At 61.2% G+C, this 19,165-nt stretch carries 9 protein-coding genes; all 9 read left to right on the forward strand.

Features of this window, described 5'->3' with window-relative positions; all coding sequences use genetic code 11:
• Nucleotides 1–84 precede the first annotated feature (84 nt).
• Nucleotides 85–1,734: an extracellular solute-binding protein gene (locus tag VE009_RS16375; RefSeq protein WP_325009429.1), complete on the forward strand. Its 1,650-nt coding sequence runs from the start codon at nucleotides 85–87 to the stop codon at nucleotides 1,732–1,734.
• A gap of 83 nt (nucleotides 1,735–1,817) precedes the next feature.
• Complete coding sequence (locus VE009_RS16380; RefSeq protein ID WP_325009430.1) at nucleotides 1,818–6,737, forward strand: right-handed parallel beta-helix repeat-containing protein; 4,920 nt, start codon at nucleotides 1,818–1,820, stop codon at nucleotides 6,735–6,737.
• A gap of 236 nt (nucleotides 6,738–6,973) precedes the next feature.
• Nucleotides 6,974–9,220, forward strand: a complete 2,247-nt coding sequence (locus VE009_RS16385; protein WP_325009432.1) for a heparinase II/III domain-containing protein — start codon at nucleotides 6,974–6,976, stop codon at nucleotides 9,218–9,220.
• Between the two features lie 23 nt (nucleotides 9,221–9,243).
• The gene (locus VE009_RS16390; protein WP_325009434.1) at nucleotides 9,244–12,396 is read left to right on the forward strand and encodes an alpha-mannosidase; all 3,153 of its coding nucleotides are present in this window, start codon (nucleotides 9,244–9,246) and stop codon (nucleotides 12,394–12,396) included.
• Entirely contained in the window at nucleotides 12,393–13,583 is a 1,191-nt protein-coding gene (locus VE009_RS16395) for a glycoside hydrolase family 88 protein (RefSeq protein ID WP_325009436.1), read from the forward strand. The genes VE009_RS16390 and VE009_RS16395 overlap by 4 nt, the downstream gene beginning before the upstream one ends.
• Nucleotides 13,584–13,814: 231 nt before the next feature.
• Complete coding sequence (locus VE009_RS16400; RefSeq protein ID WP_325009438.1) at nucleotides 13,815–15,464, forward strand: GTP-binding protein; 1,650 nt, start codon at nucleotides 13,815–13,817, stop codon at nucleotides 15,462–15,464.
• Between the two features lie 298 nt (nucleotides 15,465–15,762).
• On the forward strand, nucleotides 15,763–17,730 hold the full coding sequence (abc-f, locus tag VE009_RS16405) for a ribosomal protection-like ABC-F family protein (RefSeq protein ID WP_325009440.1): 1,968 nt from the start codon (nucleotides 15,763–15,765) through the stop codon (nucleotides 17,728–17,730).
• Between the two features lie 190 nt (nucleotides 17,731–17,920).
• Nucleotides 17,921–18,769 (forward strand): SPFH domain-containing protein, encoded by an 849-nt coding sequence (locus VE009_RS16410; RefSeq protein WP_325009442.1) that lies wholly within the window; start codon nucleotides 17,921–17,923, stop codon nucleotides 18,767–18,769.
• 15 nt (nucleotides 18,770–18,784) lie between these two features.
• Nucleotides 18,785–18,976: a toxin-antitoxin system HicB family antitoxin gene (locus VE009_RS16415; protein WP_325009444.1), complete on the forward strand. Its 192-nt coding sequence runs from the start codon at nucleotides 18,785–18,787 to the stop codon at nucleotides 18,974–18,976.
• The last annotated feature ends 189 nt before the right edge of the window (nucleotides 18,977–19,165 follow it).

Genomic DNA, 19,165 nt, shown 5'->3' on the forward strand with positions numbered 1-19,165 from the left:
TGCCGGCGCTCGGCAACATTTTCCGGATGTACATGGTAAGCTAGTTGCATGATAAGGATTGGATGATAAAAGGGAGGCAATTGCATGTTTACACAACGAACGAAGAAGAACATCGCTTGGTCCACATCGGCCGTATTATCGCTATCCGTCTTGGCGGCTTGCGGCAGCGGCGGAGCGGCGAACGAGCCGAAGGCCGAAGCGCCGGCACCGGCAACCGCCGGGGAAACGAAAGCGGAACCTAGAGGGAAAATAACCGTCTCGATCTACGATCGCGGACAGATTCCGAAGGAAGAGGGGACGTATTCGGATAACCGATGGACGCGCTGGATCAACGAGAATGGCCCGGTGGACGTTGAGTTCGTACCCATTCCTCGGAACGAATCGCAGCAGAAGTACAGCATGCTCTTCGCGTCAGGGGAGGCGCCGGACTTGGTGCTGGAATATGACAACGCTTTCGTCAATACGCTGTGGGCGCAGAAGCAGCTCCTGCCGTTGGACGACCTCATCGCGGAGCACAGCACGGAGTACAAGAAGCTGCTCGAGAAATTTCCGGAGCTGAAGAAGCTGGCGACAAAGCCGGACGGCAAAATGTACGAAATCGCTCGCATTATGAAGCCGGAAGTGCTCGGGATGATGGTCATCCGCAAGGATTGGCTGGATAAGCTCGGTCTGCAGGTGCCGCAAACGATCGAGGAGCTGTACCAAGTGGCCGACGCATTCGCGAACGGCGACCCGGACGGGAACGGCAAGAAGGATACGTTCGGCATTAACCTGAGCCAGCACGCTACGTATTACGTGGACGCTATGTTCCAGAACGAGATGTTCATCGTCGAAAACGGCGAACTGATCCGCCAATTCGATCGGATCAAGCCGGCGTACGAATTCAAGCGTCGTCTGTTCGAGAATAACATCGTAGATAAAGATTTCCTTACCGATACGAACGGTCAGAAGGCGGAACAGGATTTCGCGAGCGGCAAGCTTGGCATCTACTTGGCGTACAGCTCCGTAATCAGCAGAAACTTCGATACGCTGAAGCAGAATACGCCGGGGGCCGAAATCGTGGCGATGCCGTTCCCGAAGACGGAGTACGGGCAGTTCGGACCGGACTTCAACCCTCCCTTCCAGTTGACGGGCTCCGTGAACGCGAAGGCCAAGGACCCGGTCGCGGTGATGAAGTATATCGACTTCATGGTTTCCGAACCGACGGTTCAATATTTCGCGAACGGCGAAGAAGGCGTTCACTACACCGCATCGGCGAGCGGTTGCCCGCAGCCGATCGACCGCGAGAAGAACAAAACCGAAATGGGTTATATCAACGACTATAAGATGTTCATGCCGACGTATTTGTTGAAGACATGCGCGGTGAACGAGCGCTCGCTCGAATCGACGAATGCGATCGACCAAGAGTGGATTCAAATCGCGACGGAAGCGCAAAAGCTCTACTTGGATCCGAATCGACCGCATCCGGGCTTTACCCATGCGAAGTTCCGTCCGGCGCTGGAAAAAGATTTGAATACGCTCTTCAATGACGGCAGGAACACAATGAACGAAATTATGGCGAAGACGATCGTGAGCGGAAATGCGTATACGGTCGATCAAGGCGTTGCCGACGTCGTCAGCGCTTGGAATCAAGCGGGCGGCAAGAAACTCGAGGAATGGTATAAGAACTGGTATCAAGAAAACAAAGACAGTTGGTTGTTCATGCAGGACCTGTATCAAATGGAGTTCGAATAAGGGATCGGGTCGGGAGTTCGGCGGGGCGTACCGCCCCGCCCGCTTACCGAATTTTTTTAAACAAGTATGAAAGGGGTTACATGATGCGAATTCGAAGAAGTTCATTGGCATTCCTTCTCGCGATTTCCTTGCTGGTTGGCGTCGCGGTTCCCGGCGCCGGAGCGGCAACGGCTGCGGCGAGCGGCGATGGAGCTGCGCCGGAGCCGATCGTCTATCGAGCGTCGGCGGGGTTTTCCGGTACGCAGGGCGGGAACGGCTGGCATTACTGGAAGCAGCGCAGCGGCGTGCGATCCGACTTGGTGTACGCGGAGACGCCGACGGGCAATCCGGTCGTGCCGCGTTGGAAGGACGCCGTGTCGAACACGCCGTGGATTTCCGCGACGGCGATGCATCCGGGAGCGTCCGACGACGTCGTACGCGCGTGGAAAGCGCCGAGTCATGGGACGGTCGGCATCGGCGGTTCCGCTCGCAAAGGCGATAATCTCGGCGATGGCGTGCTGGTTTCGATCGAGAAGAACGATGCGGTGCTGTGGAGCGCCCATTTGACGACGACGGAGCCGTCGCTGCCGACGGGCGTCGAGTCGGTGCCGGTCGCCGAAGGCGATATCATCGCTTTTGTCGTCCGCAAGAACGTCACGCTGAACAACGACCATACGAATTGGGATCCGATCGTTACGTTCACGCCCGGCGGCGGGAACGGCGGGGAGCCGGGCGAAGAAGCGCCCGACGCGATTCCGGTCGCAGCCGCGGTGAATACGCGGGGCGGACCGCATGCGGACGTGAACCAGAAGATGCTCGTCGCGAACGGGAGCGAATTCGTGATTAAGCATTTCCTGAAGAACGGCGCTACCGACGCGCCGACGCATCGGGAAGGATATCTTCAGGCGGACTTTGGCATTCTAATAGGTCGGGCGGAGGCGGTCGACACCGTTACGATGAACGTCTATGTGCCCGAGGCTGCGGGGAAGGATGTGCCGATTACGATCCGAGGTTTGCAGAACGCCGAGTGGACGGAGTCGGAGATTACATACAATAACGCGCCTGCGGAGCCGGGAGTTGTGTTGGACACCGTCGTCGTGAACAATGCCGGCTGGTATCGCTTCGACGTCACATCCTATGTGCTAGCACGGATCGAAGCGGGGCTGCCGGTCGTCTCGTTCCGTGTGACAGACGACGCCGCGACCGATACGCTGGTTCGGTTTCGCTCTAACGATGCGTCCGAGCCGGAGCTGCGCCCTTACTTATCGCTGGATGAAGCCGGCGGGGGCGACGGGCGGTTGAGCCGCGGCACCGTCGCCAACTTGCCGGAGAGCTTCTACGCGCGGCCCGGATTGGAAGGGATGCCGCGCATCGATTACGCATCCATGTACGTTGCCGATGTGAAGAAGTTCGGAGCCGCGGGCGACGGCGAGACGAACGACCGAGAGGCGTTCGACCGGGCGATCGCCGCGCTCGAACAGGTCGGAGGCGGCATCGTATATATGCCTGCGGGTAGATATTATTTCGCGGCGACGCCCCCGCCGGGGACGGATGCGCGGGACCGGCGATTCTGGGATCGGACCGACGAGCGTGCGCTTGAAAATATTCATTTCGTCGGCGAAGGCGATGCCACGACGATCGTATTTCGGAGCCCGGGTCTCGCGGCGCTGCCGGAAGGGCAGCTATTCCATACCGCTAACGGTGCCTATAACGGCCGCCCGTACGGCTGGAGAATCGATGGCGTGAATATTTCGTTCCGCAGCTTCGGGACGTCCTGGTCGCCTCGGTTGGATATGCGCGCGATCAACGGACCTTATAATATCGGGCTCAGCGGGGAAAACATTCAAGCCATCGACTTAAATGTCGACCAAGGCGCGATCGGCATCGTCTTCTGGCAGGGCACTAAGAATGTCTGGGCCGTCGATAACGAGGTGCGAAATACGGGCGCGGACGGGATTCATTTCGCCAATGTCGTGAATGCGGTGGCGGCTTACAACTATACGGAAAATATTAACGACGACGCGATCGGGTTCGTATCCGACGCTCCGGGTACGAGAGGGTGGCCCGTCTCGGAAAATAACTTCGCGCTGCACAACACGATTGTACGGACGACGTGGGGGAGAGGCGTCAGCGCCGGCGGAATCGGGCACCGCATCGAAGGGAACTGGATCGAAAGCTCGCTGCTCGCGGGCGTGTTTACGAATTCTCTGGGGCAAGCCGGCGAGACCGGCGTGCCGGTCGAACGTATTTCGATCAAGAATAATACGATTCTTCGTTCGGATCAGAACAACAGAGCCGACAACAATTTCAACCAAAGCCACCTGTACCGGGGCGCGATCGCGATGAACAACCTCGCGAACGAGGTGACGATCGAGGACAATCGCATTTTCGGCACCCCGGGCAGCGGCATCTTGTTAAGCGCATGGGGTTCCGCGCTGCGAGCCGCGAATCTTGCGATCCGCGGGAACGAGATCGCCGATTCTGCGGCGGGTGCGATCAAGATTAACAATAATGCAACGATACACGGGCTGGACATCTCGAATAACCGATTGCTCGGGAACGCGAATAGCGTGTTGTTCGGAGGGACGTTGTCCGGCGAAACGTATGCCGGCAATCTGGTATCGCAGCCGACGGTTCCTGCGAAGGAAGGGTTTGAGGTTTCGGCGGCCGCGCCGTCGTTCACAGATATCTACGACGCCATGGAGAACGCGCCGAACGAGACGGCTTGGGCGAACGCCCCGGAGGTGAACGTACCCGAAACGATCGTCAACGTCAAGGCGTACGGGGCGAAGGGGGACGGGACCGGCAACGATCTCGTTGCGTTCTACGATGCCCTGGACGCGATTCCGGAGACCGGCGGCGTACTCTATGTGCCGCAAGGCATCTATAACTTGGAGCCGATTGCGGAACGATCCAACGTCCCGTTCACGGCGATCCGCCACCATCTGTTGATCCAGGGGCGCAGCCATATCGAGCTTCGGGGAGACGGGGAAGGCTCCGTTCTGCGCTTCCGCTCCGAGGATCATCAAGGGATCCGGCTATTGGGCGCAAACCAAGCGAAGGTGACCGGACTTCGGCTGGAGCTGGCCGATCCGCCGACGCAACGCCATAATCGGGCGTTACTCGACGTATCCGCCAGCACGGGGGTCGAGATCGACGGCGTCCGCCTGGTCGATTCGGGCGGCCCGGGCTTGCTCGTGGATGCATCGACGGGCGTCGCCGTGCGCAACAGCCGCGTGGACGGCGCCGGAACGGCGGGTATCGAAATCCTGGGCAGCCGGCAAGTGTTCGTTGAGGATTCGACGATCGCAGGCGCTCGGGACAGCGGTATTCATCTGAACAAGCTTGGCGCCATCGCGCGCGAGCCTCAATACGTAAGATTGCAAGGCAACCGCATCGAAGGCTCTCGCGACCATGCGGGCATTTCGATCGCAAGCGGGAATCATATCGAAATTCAAGGAAATCTCATTTCGGATACGCATATGGCCGGCATCTTGCTGTATTACACAAGCGAAGCTTTCTCTCACGAGAAGGTCAAGGTCGTCGGCAATACGTTGGTGAATACGAACAGCGGCCCGCTCACGTACCATTACGGGGCGATTACGGTGCAGCACAGTCGGAAAGGCGATTTGGAAGTACACAGTAATCGGATCCAGGGAACGCCGTATTCCGGCTTCGCCGTAGACCGCAGCACGCTGACGAGGCTCCAACTCGGTAGGAACGTCTATGAAGGCGTCGGCGGAGAAGCGGTGCTGCTGTGCCCGCCGAACGCTCAGAATCAGGCTTGTACGATCGCGTCTTTCGTCGATCTCGACAGGACCGTCAATGTGAATGCGATCAAGCCGAAGCTCCTCGATTCGAACGATTGGCAGCGTTGGGCGGTTGAGGTGGAGCTTGAGAACATTGGCGAGACGGTGATCGACGGGGAAGTCGTCGTAACGGTCCCCTACGACTCTTCCCCGGTTCCGTTCACGGCTGCGCCGGGAGAGATCGTTCGCCGGATCATCGAGGTGCCCGCGGATGTATTGTCCCGCACGGAAGCCGTTCCGCTTCGCATCGAGGCGCGCCTTCCCGGCGGGATCACGGTTCCGGCCGAGGCGGCCGTGAACTTCCTCGCCGCGGCGAAAACGATTGTACCGCCATCCGTTGACGGCGATCTCCGGGAATGGGAGCAGGCGATGGCGTTCCGATTGGAGTCGCCGCGCCAATATAAGACGGTGAGCGGGGGTACGACGCCTTGGGGCGGAATCGCCGATCTGAGCGGGTCGGGAATGGTGATGTGGGATGACGAAAGTCTCTATCTCGCCGCCGCCGTTCGCGATAACGTGCACCGCCAAGGGCAGACGGACGGAGCGGCCTGGATGGGCGACAGCATTCAATTCATGATCGATCCGGGCCGGGTGGAAGGCCCCGGAAGCAAGGGATACAGCGAATTGTTGTTCGCGCTCGCGGATACGGGCGACATCGTGAAATGGCGTTGGGCGTCGGTTGCCGGCCGTCCGATCGGTTCGCTGGCGAACAGCGAAGCGGCGATCGTACGCGACGGGGATACAACGAAATACGAAATACGCATCCCTTGGTCGGAGCTGCTCCCCGCGGGGGAGGCGGCGCCGGAATCGCTGATCGGCTTCTCGTTCCTCGCGAACGATGACGACGGTCCCGGGCGGCACGGCTGGTTGGAGTACATGAGCGGGATCGGCAGCGGGAAGAACGCCGCGTTGTTCGGGGATCTGACTCTTGCGCCGGCGCCTCCGGTCCAACTTGAGCATTTGCAAGCCTTACTGGATTATTTCGCGGAAGCGGGCGAGCTCGAGCATTCGCTGTATGCGGCGTTACGAAACTCGGCAATGGCTGCGAAGCAGCACGCGGAGAAGGAACGGTTCGAGCAAGCGGCTAAGCAGCTCGAGGATTTTGTAAAGCATATCGAACGACCCTCCGGGGCGGCGCTGACGCCCCAGGCGGAGGCGCGCCTGAAGCGAACGGCGGAGACGCTGATCGCGGAGTGGCGCAACTCCGGACTCTAAAGGCAAACATGTCCCGCGTCGGAACCGGCGCGGGGCATGTTGTTTTCGCGGTCCCAAGCGATATTCAAAATATGCAAGTTGCTCAAAAACTGTTAGATCGGACCATCAACGGCGTTCTCCTGCGCGGACGCAAGCGTTGTTAGCGTTGCAAAACTTGATAGTTGTTACCTGCTCCTCCGCTCCGTTACATTGGGGCTGTGGCGAACGGAAGAGTCATGTGAGGGGGAGTGCAGACCGTGCTATACGATGCATCGGCGCTCGCCGAAATCGGCGATAAGCGCGAATCGATTCCGGCGGTTCGCGAGGGATGGGAACGCTTCGCAGCGAGAATGCGGGCGATCGACGAGCGTTCAATCGCGGCATACGAGAGCAAGCTGGAAACGCTGCGCAATCGGGCGAGAGAACTCGGAGGAAACAAACGGTTTACGTTGGGCAATTTCGTAAGGGAGCTCTCGAAGGAGGCGCATCGCCTTGCGTTCTACTACAACATGACGGCCGAGCCCGCGGCGGCCGATGGCGCGCGGCGATTGCTGTCGGCGCTATGCCTTGAGGAGGCGTGGTTATATCAAGAGGGCGGGAACCGAAAATCGGATTTGTGGACCGCGGATATCGGCGTGAACGCCTCGATCGCCTTCGCTTCGATTCGTTCCGTTCTGAGCGACGAGGAGCGGGATACGATCTCGGGTTGTTTGCGAGAGAAAGCGTTCTTGCCGCTGTATGACGATTGGCTGCATCCGTCGAGACGCATCCATGCGCTGGACACGATGGGACATAACTGGTGGAGCGTATGCGTGGCGGGGGCAGGCGTCGTTTTGTTGGCGTTGGGGGAGGACGGGGACGAAGACGATGCGTACTTGCACGCCGTCGCCGAAGGCCTGAAGGAATGGTTTGCGTATCCGGGCAACGTGCTGCAAAACAAAAAGGGCAACTTCGGGACCGGCGGGGATTATATCGAGACGATGAGTTATCTCGATTACGCGTTAAGCAATGTCGTCGTCTTCGAATCGCTGTACCGCAGACGCACCGGGGACGACGGACTGCTGCGTCTGCCGATGCTCGAAGGGGTGCCCGATGCTTATATCGCTACGGTGTATCGCGCGGCGGACGGCGCCATGAAGACACTCAATTTCGGAGACGTCGGCGATCGGGCGAGTTACACGTACGTGTGGCTGCGGCTCGGCGAGCTGCTGCGGCGGGGGGATATGCTCGCGTTCTATCATGCCTTCAAGTCCGCGCCGGACGGTCCGCTCGAGCTGTTCTATTATCCTTCGGCGTTGGCGCCGACGCCTTCCCTTCCGAGCGCCGACACGGCGGTGCTGGCGCATTCCGGTTACGCCGTGCTGCGGACCGAACGGCAAGACGGCGGCGAGACGTTGTTCGCGATCAAGACCGGCGAAAGTTGGAACCACAATCATTTGGACGTCGGAACGTTCCAACTGATCAGCCGCGGGAAAGAAATTATCGTGGACTCCGGCTATTGCGTCTATTCCAAACCGTTGTATAACAGCTACTACCGACAATCCCGGGCGCATAATGTCGTGCTGCTGAACGGCGAGGGTCAGCCGCCGGAGATGATCGAATTCGGGACGAAATTCGAAGGGACGATCCCCGTGACGCTGGAAGCGCCGGGGTACCGATACGTACTTGCGGATTGCACCGGGCCTTATATGCATCTGTATCACCGTTTCTACCGTCACGTGGTATTGGCGGACCGGTTCCTTGTGATGTTGGACGACCTGCATGCGAATCGGGACGGCGACTTCGAATGGCTGCTGCATTACGACGGGGCAGCAGAACGGCACGACGATACGACACGCATCGTAATCGACGGGGAGACGCTCGAGGTTCGCCATCTGTATCCCGAGCGGAAGACGTACGCGACGGAGCAAGGCTACCTCAGCTCCTTCCACCGGAGCAGCGGAATGGAGGATGTGTTCCCGGAAGCGGAGTATGTCTCGATTCGGGCGAGCGCTGCAGAGCGGCGGTTGAAATTCGTCAACCTGTTCCTGCTTCCCGGCGAGGACCCGGCGAGCTTTGGGATCGAGAAGTTCGGCGACGAACGCGTGCACGCGTTCCGCATTCGGGAGCCGCATGGGGACGAGACCGTATTTTACTGCAACACGCTGGCCGACGGCCGCGTCATGCATGACAACTCTCATGTCCGATTCGAGCGAATCGAGACGGACGCGTTTCTCGTTTCGCTGACCTTCGACGGGGGAGGGCGGTTGATTCGAGCTAGCCTGCACAACGGAAGCTATGTGAAGGTAGACGGGGTTTGTCTGTTCAGCACGCTGCTCAAATGCGACGCGACGTTAGATTATCGGGACGGGCTCGAGATCCGGACCGTCATGACTGCGGCCGCATGGTGCCACTTCAAATATGACGGCGACGCCACGGCAGACGGCATCCGGTACGATCCGAACGCCGGCATGTATCGGAAGCGATTAGAGGCGGGGGCCGGAACGGTACGACTGCAATCTTAATTTGAAAACGGGGAGAATGCGCGATGTTTTATACAGAGGAAAAGCTATCGATGCGCATCGATGAAATCGGCGTGCTGCGATATCGGCATGCCCAGCCGCTCGAGGCGATGGAGACGCTGCCCGACGACGAGACGAGGAACGGCGTATACCCGCCCGAAGGCGGCGTGCGGTCGATAGTTCGCATGGGGGACCGCTGGAAAGGGCGGGATGCGTACATCTGGCTATTGGCGAAAGTACGCCTTCCGGACCCGCTTCCGGGACACCGTATCATCGGCAGGTTCGACTTCGGCAAGACGTACCATGGCAACAACCAAGGCTTCGAGTCCTTGCTGTTCGTTGACGGGAAGCCGTATCAAGGGGTCGACTCGAACCACCAGGAGGTGTTCCTCGACCGCTTCGGCAGCCGTTCCGTCGAGCTCGCGTTCCGCTTATGGTCCGGGTTGGAGGGCGGAGGGGCGCCGACGCCGCAGGAGCACGAGATCAAACGGGCGGAAATCGCGTATTTGCACGAAGGAGCCGACGATCTGTATTACACGGCACGCGCGACGGCAAGCACGGTTCGGGTTTTGTCCGCGGACTCGCCGGAACGGCATCGGCTGCTCTCGGCGCTGGATCGGGCGTTCAAGCTGATCGATTGGACCTGTCCCGGCTCCGATGCGTTCTACGCATCTGTCGCGGATGCGCGGGCTGCGCTAAGCGCTTCCCTCGCGGAGATGGAATCGAATCATCCCGTGACGGTGCGCTGCATCGGACATACCCATATCGATGTCGCTTGGCTGTGGCGGCTTCGCCATACGAGGGAGAAGGCGGCCCGCTCGTTCTCGACGGTGCTCCGTTTAATGGAAGAATACCCGGATTACATCTTCCTTCAGACGCAGCCGCAGCTGTACGAGTATATGAAGCAGGATTATCCGGAAATTTACGAAAAGATCCGGGAGCGCGTGAGCTCGGGCGCATGGGAAGCGGGCGGGGCGATGTGGCTGGAATCCGATTGCAACCTGACGTCGGGGGAATCGCTCGTTCGGCAAATTTTGTTCGGCACTCGGTTTTTCCGCGAAGAATTCGGGGTGGAATGCCGGTATTTATGGCTGCCGGACGTGTTCGGGTACAGCTCCGCGCTGCCGCAAATTTTGCGTAAATCCGGAATTACGTCCTTCATGACCACGAAGATCAGCTGGAGCCAGTACAATCGTATGCCGCACGATACCTTCTATTGGCGGGGCATCGACGGCTCGGAATTGCTAACCCACTTCATCACCACGCCGGAGATCGAATTTCCGCATGAAACGTATTATACGTACAACGGTTATGTGGTGCCGGAGACCGTTAGCGGCATCTGGCGCAACTATCGGGATAAGTCGGTGAATCAGGAGCTGCTCCTTTGCTACGGTTACGGGGACGGCGGCGGCGGCGTCAACCGCGATATGTTGGAGATGCGGAGGCGCCTTGAATCGATGCCGGGCCTCCCGAAGGCGGTGCCGGGCCGCGCGGACGACTATTTCGCGAAGCTGGAAGAGACCGTCGCCGCAACGGACCAATACGTTCACGTCTGGGACGGCGAGCTGTATATGGAGAACCACCGCGGCACGTATACGAGTCAAGCGTTCATCAAGAAGGCGAACCGCCGCATGGAGCTCTCGCTTCGCGCCGCGGAGCTTCGCGCCGTGACAGCGGGTCTGTTGGGCGGCTACGATCTTGCGCGGGGACAGGCGTTATTGAACGAGGCGTGGAAAATTACGCTTCGGAATCAGTTCCACGATATTATCCCGGGTTCCTCGATCGCAGAGGTGTACGATGACGCACGCCTCGAATACGAAGAGGCCGAGCGCCTCGTCGCGGCGGCGGATCGGGAGGCGAACGACGCGCTGATGGCTCCGGCGGCGGCGGCGAACGTCGGGTCACCGACTGTTCGTGCGTACACGATTTACAACAGCGCCTCTTGGGAGCGCGACGGCTTGGTCGCCGTACCGGAGGAGCAGGCGGAGAACGGGCTCTGGCGCCGGTCGGACGGAACGCTTCTTGAGGCGCAGCGCACCGAGAACGGGTGGCTCGTTGCGGCCGCGGCTATGCCGGCGATGGGGTTCGAGACGGTAACGTTCGAACCGAACGAAGCAGCCCGGGAGAATGAAGCGGACAGCTTCGTGTGGCTCGGGGACGGAATCGATACGCCGTACTACCAGCTTCGTTGGAACGCCGCCGGTCAGCTGGAGCGCATCTACGATAAGACGTTCGGGCGCGACGTGCTGGCGCCTGGGGCGCTCGGCAACGAACTGCAGGTGTTCGAGGATAAGCCGATGCAATTCGACGCATGGAACATCGACTTGTTCTACCAGGAGAAGATGCGCACGGTTGATGCCTTGTCGTCGGTCGAGCTCGTCGAACTGGGGTCTCTCCGCGCGATCGTCGCGTTCGAGTGGACGTATGCGGATTCGACGATTCGCCAAGAGATGCATCTGTATGCGAAACGCCGCCGGATCGACTTCCGCACCGAGGTCGATTGGCGCGAGCATCACCAGCTGCTGAAGGCGGCGTTCCCGGTGGACGTTCGCGCCGCGGAAGCGACCTACGACATTCAATACGGCAACGTGAAGCGCCCGACTCACTGGAACACAAGTTGGGACTACGCGCGCTTCGAGACCGTGGGCCATCAATGGGCCGATTTGTCGGAACGGGGGTACGGCGTCAGCTTGTTGAACGACTGCAAATACGGCTACGACATCAAGGATAACGTCATGCGCATCAGCTTAATTAAGTCCGCGACGTACCCGGATCCGAACGCCGACCAAGGGGCGCATGCGTTCACGTATTCGTTGCTGCCGCACGGCGACGATTGGGCGGCCGGCGGCACCGTGGAAGAAGCTTGGGACTTGAACGACCCGGCGAGGGCGGCGGCCGGCGCGGCACTGCGCGAGCGCTTCTCCTTCTTGCGCGCCTCCGCGGGACACATCGCCTTCGACGCCGTGAAGAAGTCCGAGGACGGCGACGGCATCATCGTCCGGTTCCATGAATTCGAGGGACGGCGCGGGACGGTCACGATCGACTCCGACCTGACGATCGACTCCTGGCAGGAAACCGACTTAATGGAACGGCCGATCGGAGACGTGCGGGACGGAGCGCTGGAATGCTTGGTGAGGCCATACGAAATTAAGACGTTCCTTGTGAGGTTCCGACCATGAGGAAGACGGGGAGCGGCGAAACGGAGGTACGCGAATCGGTGGATCAGTTGATCGAGCGGGCGCTGCGGGACGCCGTCGCGAAGACGAAGCGGAATACGCTGAGACACGGCGATCGCTTCCCGTATATTACGGAGGAGCAGCGTTACGACTGGCGAGACAGCAACGACGAGTGGATCGAGGGCTTCTATGCCGGACTGGCGTGGCTGGGGTTCGAGTGCGAGCGGGATGCCGCGCTCGGCGACGCGGCGCGGCGCTTGACCGCGCGACTCGTCGAACGCATGGAAGCGAATCGCGCGATGGGGCATCACGATATAGGATTTCTTTATTCGTTATCGACGAAAGCGGAATGGATCGTCGACGGGGCATGCGCGTCGCGCGACCGGACGGTGCAGGCGGCGGATGTGTTGATGCAACGATGGCGAACCGGAGGCCGATTCCTGCAGGCATGGGGGGAAGAGGGGCATGCGGAGCACGGCGGGCGGATTATTATTGATTGCTTAATGAATTTGCCGCTGCTCTTCTGGGCTTCCGAATCGACGGGGAATCCGCGGTATCGGGAAGTCGCAGAGACGCAAGCGGCGCGCTCGTTGAAGTATTTGATGCGCGGAGACGGTTCTTCGTATCATACGTTCCGATTCGATCCGGTCACGGGCGAACCGATCCGCGGCGAGACGCACCAAGGCTACCGCGACGGCTCGACGTGGGCGCGCGGGCAGGCGTGGGCGGTCTACGGCTTCGCGCTCGTGCATCGGTACACGGGGGAACGGCGGTACCTGGACGCGGCGGTCCGTGCGGCGGCGTATTTCCTCTCCCGGCTGCCGGACGACGGAGTCGCGCACTGGGACTTCGATGCCGCGAAGGATGGACTAGACAACCGGGACAGCTCCGCTTCGGCGATTGCCTTGTGCGGACTGCTCGAGCTTGGACAGCTTCTTGAAGAGCACGCTCCGGAGAGGGAGTCGTTCCGACAAGCAAGCGAGCGCCTTATGCGCGCGTTAATCGTCTCCTGTTCGACGCTGGACGACCCCGACGCCGAAGGGCTGCTGAGGCACGGCGCTTATAATGTCTTGGCCGGCAAAGGGCCGGACGATTATATGATCTGGGGCGATTATTTCTATGTCGAGGCCCTCATGCGCGTCGCAAGAGGCGTGCCTGGGTACTGGTACGAGAGAAAGCGGGAAGTTTGAAACGGACGCAAGGTTAGCGTACGAAGCAGTCCTCCTCCGGCGTTCCGACGGAGTGGGGCTGCTTTTGTTTGCCGATGCGGGGACGAGCTGAAGCGTAGAGTGAATTGATCGAGATGGGTCCCGGCTTATTTAACACGAGCTTTTCGGCGCCGCAACGCGGCTTCCTCCTTGTTTGCACCATGTGATACACTGATGTTACTTTATCGAAACGCTGGGGAAGGGCAGAGAGACATGATGGGACGAACGATTCCGGTGCATATCGTCGCCGGTTTTTTGGGCAGCGGGAAAACGACGGCGCTCCGGCGCGCGATCGACGCGTATCAGCTTCGAGGGCTGCGTCCGGTCGTCATTATGAACGAGCTCGGCGACGTCAATCTGGACGGCGAGGCTCTTGGGGCGAGCGGCGAGCCGGTGCCGACGGCGGAGATGCTGGGCGGCTGCATCTGCTGCACGATCCGCGGCGACATCGCATTGCGGCTGCAGGAGCTGGTGCGCGAATACGAGCCGGACGCGGTGTTTATCGAAACGACCGGCGTCGCGAATCCGATGGAGCTGATGGACGCGGTCACAGAAGCGTCGCTGTATTTGCCGGTTACGCTCGAGTCGGTCGCGACGGTTGTCGACGCGGCGTTCGTCGCGGGCGAAGCGGGGAAGCCGACGGCGCGAACGATGCGGCTGCTGCGCGATCAGGTGCGGTGCGCGACCCGCATCGCGCTGAACAAAACCGACCGCGTGTCGCCGGAGGCGGCGGACCGGGCGGAGGCGCAGGTGCGGGAGTGGAATCCGGTTGCGCCGCTAGTCCGCACGGCGTACGGGGCGCTGCCCGCGGCATGGTGGTTCGAGCGCGGCGGCGGCGCGCGTTCGGAGCGGGACGCCGCATCGTCGGACGCTCATGCCTGCGGACCGGATTGCGGCCATGATCATCATGGCGGACACGACGTTCGCGCACATGGCGCCCGGGGGCATCACGATTCGCACGAGCATGTGTCGGCGTATACGCGTTATTTCCAAGCGCCGGTCGACAGCCTCGCGTTCGAGTCGTTCGTCAAATCGCTGCCGGACAACGTGTACCGGGCGAAAGGCGTCGTCACATTCACGGATACGGCGAGCCGCTTTTTGTTCCAGTACGCTTATAAGGAGCTCGACTTCATCCGGATCCAGCCGCAGGGACATGTGAACGACGTTGCGGTGTTTCTCGGGGAGCAATTCACGCCGGAATCCATCGAAGCGGGGCTTGCGGCGCTCGAGCGGCCGGCATCGGTGCGAGCCGGATTGCGGGAAGCGTACGACCGGCATGCGGAGGAGCGGGACGGCGGCGGCATCCAGGATTGGAAGGTCGCCGAGCGGGACCGGTTTTTGGCGGCGCTGCGGGAAGCGAAGGCGGAGTCTCTGCTGGAAATCGGCGCGGGTCCGGGGCGCGACAGCCTATTTTTCGCGGAGAACGGCCTGCGCGTCACGGCGGTCGACCTGTCGGCCGAAATGGTGCGTCTGTGCCGGGAGAAAGGGCTCGACGCGCGGCAAATGGACATGGCGGAGCTCGATTTTCCCGACGATTGTTTCGACGCCGTGTACGCTTTGAATTGCTTGCTGCACATCCCGAAGGCGGAGCTCGATTCCGTGCTCCGGGAAATTCGGCGCGTGCTGAAGCCCGGCGGGATGTTTTACATGGGCGTGTACGGCGGGATCGATTCGGAAGGCGTATGGGAGCAGGACGTGTACGAGCCGAAGCGGTTTTTCGCCATGTACGAGGACGACGATATGCGGGAGGCGGTCGGACGCGTGTTCGAGGTGGCGTATTTCGGCACCGTGAAGATGGCCGACGGCGGGCGTCAGCCGCATTTTCAATCGATGATCTTGCGGAAATCCGCCAATTTATGGTAAGCTGATTCGTAAGTTTTCAACTTCGGTAGATAAGGAGGTGTCAACATGTTGTCGATCGCCGCTCGTAGCAAAGGCGCCCAAACCTGGGTCCGTCAAGCTACCATCGTATTCCGTTTCGCTGCGAACGGGAGAGGTGTGTCCAAATTCGGCGATGACAACGCGTTGACCCTTTAGCGTTCGGAGCTGCAGTCGGCTTGTTTAGCGCGACGGCTTTGGCCGCGGGTGGAAGGTTGTCCTTTCGCCTGCGGCTTTTTTGCGTGCTCTGAATTCCAAAAATTTACACCGAAGGTGATGCTATATGTTGCTGTGCGCAGCGGATCGAATTTCGAAAAACTGGGGCGGCGCCCCTGTCTTGAACGAATGTTCATTGGAAATTCGCGAAGGCGAGCGGATCGGCCTCGTCGGGCCGAACGGTTGCGGCAAAACGACGCTGCTGACGCTGCTGTCCGGTGCGGAAGCTCCCGATGCCGGAGCGATTCATTATAAGAAAGGCTGCCGGGCGGCGCTGCTCTCGCAAATCCCGGACTTCGGCCCGACGCGTACGGCGGGCGAGGTGCTCGCGGAGGCGTTCGAGGAGCTGCTCGCGATGCGGCGTCGGCTGACCGAGCTGGAGCGGGACATGGCGGACCCGGACCCGGCGTCGGCGGAGAAGGCGATGAAGGCGTACGGGCCGCTGCTCGACGCGTTCGGGGCGAGGGGCGGATACGAGATGGAGGCCCAGCTGTCGCGCGTGGCCGACGGGTTAGGCATCTCGGGGCTGCTCGATCGCCCGTTCGGGCAGCTCAGCGGCGGGGAGCGGACGAAGGTCGGGCTCGGGCGCATTTTGCTGCTGAAGCCGGACGTGCTGCTGCTCGACGAACCGACGAATCATCTCGATTTGCCGTCGGTCGAGTGGCTCGAGTCGTATCTGCTCGATTACCCGGGCGCCGTGCTCATCGTGTCCCACGACCGGTATTTCCTCGACCGGGCGGCGACGAAAATCGTCGACCTCGAAGGCGGCGCGGCTGAGACGTATCACGGGAACTACTCGTATTTCGTCGAGGAGAAGGAGCGGCGGCTGCTCGCGGAGTTCGCGGCGTATCAGGAGCAGCAGAAGAAAATCAAGAAGATGGAGGAAGCGATCAAACGGCTGCGCGCCTGGGCGTCGCAGGCGGACAATCCGGCGCTGTTCAAGCGGGCGGCGGCGATGCAGAAGGCGATCGACCGGATGGACCGGATTCAAAAGCCCGTGCTGGAGCGAAAGCGGATGGGGCTCGCGTTCGATATGACGGAGCGGAGCGGCAAGGACGTCGTCGTCATGGAGGGCGTCGGCGCCGTCTTCGGCGGGCGGCGGCTGTTCGCCGGCGTCGACCTGCTCGTCCGGTTCCGGGAGTCGGCGGCGATCGTCGGCGAGAACGGGAGCGGCAAGTCGACGCTGCTGCGGATGGTGACGGAGGGGCTGGCGCCGGCGGAAGGCGAGGTGCGCGTCGGCGCGGGCGTGAGCGTCGGATATTTGGCGCAGCACGACTTGTTCCCGGATCCCGAGCGGACGATCCTCGATGCGTTCCGCGACGAGGTGCCGGTCGAGGAAGGCGAGGCGCGGCATTTGCTCGCGAAGTTTTTGTTTTACGGTGCGTCCGTGTTTCGGAAGGTGAAGCATTTGAGCGGCGGCGAACGGATGCGGCTGCGGCTCGCGCAGCTGATGCACCGGGACGTGAACTTCCTGGTGCTCGACGAACCGACGAACCATCTCGACATCGACGCGCGGGAGGCGCTGGAAGACACGTTGGCGTCGTTCCCCGGCACCATTCTGTGCGTATCGCACGACCGATATTTTTTGAATAAGCTGTTCCCGGTCACGTACTGGCTGGAGGGCGGACGGCTGACGCGATACGAAGGCGGATACGACGAAGCGAAGCGCAAGCGCGCCGAGCTGGCTGCGCGGCCTAGGGCGCCGGTGCCGGGCGTTGGCGCGGGCGCAGGAGCGGGCGCAGGCGAAGGCGCGGGGTCGGGCGCAGGCACGGGCGCCGGTGCGGCGCGAGGCGGCGGGGCGGCCGCTGGCGCGGCGGCGCGGAAGCGGCCGTCCGAAGCGGGCGCGAAGTCGGGCGGCCCGGCGGAGGCGGCGCGGCTCGAGCGCGACATCGAGACCGCGGAGCGGCGCATCGCGCTGCTCGACGAGGCGATGGCGCAGGAGATCGACGCGGCGAAGTTGGCCGCGCTTTACGCCGAGCGCTCCTTGCTCGAAGCCGAACGGGAGCTGCTATACGATCGGCTTGCGCGGCCGTAGGCGGCGGGTAACTCCCGGATTCCGTAGGGGATCCGGGAGTTTCTTTATGTTGCGATCCGCACGCCGCGTTTTTCCGAACTTACATCCTTCCCGGCTTGCGGCCCATGCGCCCGAGGTTCCAATCAATTTACAACAATTAGAAAATGTGATATCATATAAATATCAAAATGATGTGGAGGGGATATGTCCCATGAAAGAAACCGGCGCGTGGAAACTGAACGGGTTCGTCGCTCTGCTGGTGGCGTTCGTCCTGGCGGGCTTAGGCGCTTACGCGTTAACATTGGCTTCCTTCTTTCCGATCATCGGCGTGCTCTTCATCGCTGCGGCGGTTATCGCGCTCAGTTCCATTACGGTCGTTCAGCCGAATCAGGCGACGGTGCTGACGTTTTTCGGCGAGTATAAGGGGACGGTTCGGCAGGACGGCATTTGGATGGTGCTGCCGTTCTCGGCGCGCAAGAAGCTGTCTTTGCGGGTGCGCAACTTCAACAGCGCGAAGTTGAAGGTGAACGACGTCGAAGGCAACCCGATCGAGATCGCGGCCGTCATCGTCTTCAAAGTCGTCGAGACGGCGAAGGCGTCCTTCGAGGTCGACAACTACGGAGAGTTCGTGGAAATTCAGAGCGAAGCGGCGCTCCGGCACGTGGCGAGCAAGTACCCTTACGATAACTTCAAGGAGGACGGCATGTCGCTGCGCGGCAACTCCGACGAAGTATCGGCGGAACTGGCGTTAGAATTGCAGGCTCGGCTGGCGGTGGCCGGCGTCGAAGTGATCGAAGCGCGGCTGACACACCTCGCGTATTCGACCGAAATCGCCGGCGCGATGCTCCAGCGCCAGCAGGCGTCCGCGATTATCGCCGCCCGCCAAAAAATCGTCGAAGGCGCGGTCGGCATGGTGAAGGACGCGCTGGAGCAGCTCGAGCGGGAGAGCGGCGTCGCGCTCGATCCGGAGCGTAAGGCGGCGATGGCGAACAATTTGATGGTCGCCATCGTATCGGACCGCTCCGCGCAGCCGGTCATTAATACGGGCAGCCTGTACTAGGGGCCGGACGGACCGATGCCGGGCAAGAAACAGTACCCGCTGCGCATCGACGCGGACGTATACGAAGCTTTGGAGCGGTGGGCGGCCGACGAGTTTCGCAGCGTCAACGCGCATATCGAATTCGTGCTTCGCGAAGCGCTCCGCCGGGCGGGACGTTTGCCCGGGGCGGCGCCGCGGCGGGACGAGGGCAACGAGGCGCGCGAGTAGCGGCGGCGGGGGATCGAGCGTATTCCTACGGGTGGAAAGCATGCGAAACAGGGGCAGGACGGCGGCGAGGGGAGCTGCCATCCGGCCCCTGTTTGCTTTGTCGGGGGAAACGGGCGACGCCGCGGCTGCACGCTCGGGGGTCGGCTCGCGCCCCCGGGTGTCGGGCACGCCCCTTGGCCGTGCTCCCGG

The organism is Paenibacillus sp. (assembly GCF_035645195.1).
Lineage (GTDB): Bacteria > Bacillota > Bacilli > Paenibacillales > YIM-B00363 > Paenibacillus_AE.

Excerpts from the sequence above, each read along its gene's own strand:
- VE009_RS16375 (WP_325009429.1), top strand. The coding sequence starts at position 85 with ATGTTTACACAACGAACGAAGAAGAACATCGCTTGGTCCACATCGGCC.
- VE009_RS16380 (WP_325009430.1), top strand. The coding sequence starts at position 1,818 with ATGCGAATTCGAAGAAGTTCATTGGCATTCCTTCTCGCGATTTCCTTG.
- VE009_RS16390 (WP_325009434.1), top strand. The coding sequence starts at position 9,244 with ATGTTTTATACAGAGGAAAAGCTATCGATGCGCATCGATGAAATCGGC.
- VE009_RS16395 (WP_325009436.1), top strand. The coding sequence starts at position 12,393 with ATGAGGAAGACGGGGAGCGGCGAAACGGAGGTACGCGAATCGGTGGAT.
- VE009_RS16400 (WP_325009438.1), top strand. The coding sequence starts at position 13,815 with ATGATGGGACGAACGATTCCGGTGCATATCGTCGCCGGTTTTTTGGGC.
- abc-f (WP_325009440.1), top strand. The coding sequence starts at position 15,763 with ATGTTGCTGTGCGCAGCGGATCGAATTTCGAAAAACTGGGGCGGCGCC.
- VE009_RS16410 (WP_325009442.1), top strand. The coding sequence starts at position 17,921 with ATGAAAGAAACCGGCGCGTGGAAACTGAACGGGTTCGTCGCTCTGCTG.
- VE009_RS16415 (WP_325009444.1), top strand. The coding sequence starts at position 18,785 with ATGCCGGGCAAGAAACAGTACCCGCTGCGCATCGACGCGGACGTATAC.